Origin of the sequence: Escherichia sp. KCJ4928, from assembly GCF_004352695.1 — a bacterium.
In the GTDB taxonomy this organism is placed as follows: Bacteria; Pseudomonadota; Gammaproteobacteria; order Enterobacterales; family Enterobacteriaceae; genus ECMA0423.
Map to the genome: position 1 here is coordinate 1 of NZ_SJWV01000267.1, position 3797 is coordinate 3797.

The window sequence follows — 3797 nt, forward strand, 5'->3', positions numbered from 1 at the left end:
ATATTGTCTAGAGTGAGCGGTCATAAATAAGCACTTTCTTGCCGCTGAAAACGACCAGCGCGGGACCATTCACAACACCAGAAGGACTCACTTTCAGGTATGGATCGTAGACGATTTATTAAAGGTTCAATGGCTATGGCCGCCGTGTGCGGTACCAGCGGCATTGCTTCTCTTTTTTCTCAGGCGGCATTCGCGGCAGATTCTGATATTGCCGACGGGCAAACCCAGCGTTTTGACTTCTCCATTCTACAGTCAATGGCGCACGACTTAGCGCAAACAGCGTGGCGTGGTGCGCCTCGTCCGTTACCTGACACGCTGGCGACAATGACGCCGCAGGCTTATAACAGTATTCAATACGACGCCGAAAAATCGCTCTGGCATAACGTTGAGAACCGTCAACTGGACGCTCAGTTCTTCCATATGGGAATGGGATTCCGTCGCCGCGTTCGTATGTTTTCTGTAGATCCAGCAACACATCTGGCGCGTGAAATTCACTTTCGCCCGGAGTTGTTCAAATACAACGATGCAGGTGTTGATACCAAACAATTAGAAGGGCAAAGCGATCTCGGCTTTGCCGGTTTTCGCGTGTTTAAAGCCCCCGAACTGGCGCGCCGTGATGTAGTATCATTCCTCGGAGCGAGTTATTTCCGCGCCGTTGATGACACATATCAATACGGTTTGTCGGCCCGCGGCCTGGCGATTGACACTTACACCGACAGTAAAGAAGAGTTCCCCGACTTTACCGCCTTCTGGTTTGATACGGTAAAACCTGGGGCAACTACCTTTACCGTTTATGCGTTGCTCGATAGCGCCAGCATTACTGGTGCCTATAAGTTCACTATCCATTGTGAGAAAAGTCAGGTGATTATGGATGTGGAAAATCACCTGTATGCGCGCAAAGACATTAAACAGCTGGGCATTGCGCCGATGACCAGTATGTTCAGCTGCGGTACTAATGAACGTCGGATGTGCGACACCATTCATCCGCAAATTCATGACTCTGATCGTCTGTCCATGTGGCGGGGCAACGGCGAGTGGATTTGCCGTCCGCTGAATAATCCGCAAAAATTGCAGTTCAATGCTTACACCGACAACAACCCGAAAGGGTTTGGTTTATTGCAACTGGATCGTGATTTCTCCCATTATCAGGACATTATGGGCTGGTATAACAAACGCCCAAGTCTGTGGGTGGAACCGCGTAACAAGTGGGGTAAGGGCACCATCGGCCTGATGGAAATCCCAACAACGGGCGAAACGCTGGATAACATTGTCTGCTTCTGGCAGCCAGAAAAAGCTGTAAAGGCGGGTGATGAGTTTGCATTCCAGTATCGTCTGTACTGGAGTGCGCAACCGCCTGTTCATTGCCCATTAGCGCGCGTTATGGCGACGCGTACCGGCATGGGCGGTTTCCCGGAAGGTTGGGCACCAGGTGAACACTATCCCGAAAAATGGGCGCGTCGTTTTGCCGTCGATTTCGTTGGTGGTGATCTGAAAGCTGCCGCACCAAAAGGCATTGAGCCGGTGATTACGCTTTCCAGTGGGGAAGCGAAGCAAATCGAAATTCTCTATATTGAACCCATTGATGGTTATCGTATTCAGTTTGACTGGTATCCGACTTCGGACTCCACTGATCCGGTCGATATGCGGATGTATCTGCGTTGTCAGGGCGACGCTATCAGTGAAACATGGCTGTATCAGTATTTCCCGCCAGCGCCGGATAAACGTCAGTATGTTGACGACCGCGTGATGAGTTAATCGTTTTTTCTTCGGCACCTTCTTCGGGAGGTGCCGTCTGGTTAAACACGATCCCGCTCGCATTTTTCCCTAAGTTAAATGAGTAATCTGATGGTGTGTATTTCAGATACACCTTGTCAGCCACTAACAGGGAGTGCGTATGTTTCCAGAATATCGAGATTTAATATCCCGTCTGAAAAACGAAAATCCTCGCTTTATGTCCTTGTTCGATAAACACAATAAACTTGATCATGAAATTGCCAGAAAGGAAGGTTCCGACGGTCGAGGGTACAATGCGGAAGTGGTCCGCATGAAAAAACAAAAGCTACAGTTAAAAGATGAGATGCTCAAAATCCTGCAGCAGGAGAGCGTCAAAGAGGTATAAACTTTCCTAAGCCGCCAGCCAGGCGGCTTTTTTAACAACTGCATGGATTGACTGGAGATAAGATGACTGAAACGATAAAAGTAAGCGAATCACTTGAATTACATGCTGTTGCAGAAAATCACGTCACTCCTCTTTATCAGTTAATCTGTAAAAATAAAACCTGGTTACAGCAGTCGCTAAACTGGCCGCAGTTCGTTCAGAGTGAAGAGGACACGCGAAAAACGGTGCAGGGTAATGTGATGTTGCATCAACGCGGCTATGCCAAAATGTTCATGATTTTCAAAGAAGATGAACTTATCGGCGTTATCTCGTTTAATCGTATTGAACCACTGAATAAAACCGCTGAAATAGGCTACTGGCTGGACGAATCTCATCAGGGGCAGGGGATCATTTCTCAGGCGCTGCAGGCATTGATTCATCATTACGCCCAGTCTGGTGAACTTAGACGCTTCGTGATCAAATGTCGGGTGGACAATCCGCAAAGCAACCAGGTCGCTTTGCGCAATGGTTTTATCCTTGAAGGTTGCCTGAAACAGGCTGAGTTCCTGAATGATGCCTATGATGATGTGAACTTATACGCGCGTATTATCGATTCATAATAACCCTGCCAGCGGCGTTCGCGTAATGCGCTCCTCGCCGTTAATGACTTTTGGACCACGGACATGAACCGTGTCGCCATCAAAGGCTTCAACGACGGCGTGGTCGGTTAACTCCACATGGTTTTCAATTATCACCGCACCTGTAATACGGCTCTCACCTTGTATTACAACGTGCTCGTCGAGCAGAATCGGTCCACCACGTACCACGGCATTTCCGCCAATCAAGACATGATGTTTTAACACACAATTACCTTCCACAATGGCATATTCCGCCACCTGCGAACTGTAATGAATCGTTGGAATGGCATCTTCTTCTATGCCAGCTTTCACCTGCGCGTGACCGTAGACTTTAGCGCAATCGCATAGCCAGACGTTGTTCTCTTCATTACCTTCAATACTGGCAAAATCAAAAACTTCGGCACGATGTTCAATAAAAGCATACCGGATGACGGCATCGCCATAAATTTGTGCCTGGTGGACAATACGCGAGGCGCTAACCCTTGCGCGATCATAAATTTGTAGCAGGAGTTGATGGTCAGGCGTTAAGCCTTGTGCGGCGACGATCATAGAATGTTGATTAATTAAGGCGTGACCAAATATTCTACATTGCCCGCAAACCAGTGAGTCATGAATGGTGACACTGTCACTTATATATGCACCCTGGCTGATTTCACTATTATCGATCCAGACATTATCCGTTGCGTAAACCTCTCCCCACAGTACGCTGGTGCCGGTGATGCGCGTATTACCGGAAATCACCGTTCCACCGAACGCAATAGCATTCTGGTCGTAAATCCAGCAATTTCCTTCCTGTGCTAACACCGTTTCGCGATCGATCCAGCCGCCAGCGGTTCCTGCTATCACATCGTTAAAATCGCTAATGGCGATAATCTGCCGTAATAACACATTTTTTTTAGTGCCATCTTCCTGATAACTAAAGGCTCGCTGTTCTTCACTTAGACGATATTTGCGCATAGCGTTTTCCCACAGGTGACTTACTATAACCGTAGCAAATTCTGCGGCTCTGGCTATGCTCGAGAAAATTCCATAAAATGCATTTCAAATATACTATATAAATT

The 3797-nt window shown here is 47.8% G+C and carries 4 protein-coding genes; 3 read left to right on the top strand and 1 reads right to left on the bottom strand.

Features of this window, described 5'->3' with window-relative positions; all coding sequences use genetic code 11:
* Positions 1-99 precede the first annotated feature (99 nt).
* The 3 genes from opgD to rimL all read left to right on the top strand — a co-directional run bounded on the left by opgD (position 100) and on the right by rimL (position 2718).
* Positions 100-1755 (top strand): glucan biosynthesis protein OpgD, encoded by a 1656-nt coding sequence (opgD, locus tag E0D98_RS22045; RefSeq protein ID WP_000375956.1) that lies wholly within the window; start codon positions 100-102, stop codon positions 1753-1755.
* A gap of 139 nt (positions 1756-1894) precedes the next feature.
* Positions 1895-2119 carry a YdcH family protein gene (locus E0D98_RS22050; protein WP_001296778.1) on the top strand — a complete coding sequence of 75 codons (225 nt, stop codon included), beginning with the start codon at positions 1895-1897 and terminating at the stop codon, positions 2117-2119.
* Between the two features lie 62 nt (positions 2120-2181).
* A complete protein-coding gene (gene rimL / locus E0D98_RS22055) occupies positions 2182-2718 on the top strand; it encodes a 50S ribosomal protein L7/L12-serine acetyltransferase (protein WP_000140877.1) in 537 nt (178 codons plus the stop codon).
* Here the strand turns inward: rimL and ydcK are convergent.
* Positions 2713-3693: a YdcK family protein gene (ydcK, locus tag E0D98_RS22060; protein WP_001234054.1), complete on the bottom strand. Its 981-nt coding sequence runs from the start codon at positions 3691-3693 to the stop codon at positions 2713-2715. The genes rimL and ydcK overlap by 6 nt on opposite strands.
* Positions 3694-3797: the final 104 nt, after the last annotated feature.

Excerpts from the sequence above, each read along its gene's own strand:
- E0D98_RS22050 (WP_001296778.1), top strand. The coding sequence starts at position 1,895 with ATGTTTCCAGAATATCGAGATTTAATATCCCGTCTGAAAAACGAAAAT.
- ydcK (WP_001234054.1), bottom strand. The coding sequence starts at position 3,693 with ATGCGCAAATATCGTCTAAGTGAAGAACAGCGAGCCTTTAGTTATCAG.
- rimL (WP_000140877.1), top strand. The coding sequence starts at position 2,182 with ATGACTGAAACGATAAAAGTAAGCGAATCACTTGAATTACATGCTGTT.
- opgD (WP_000375956.1), top strand. The coding sequence starts at position 100 with ATGGATCGTAGACGATTTATTAAAGGTTCAATGGCTATGGCCGCCGTG.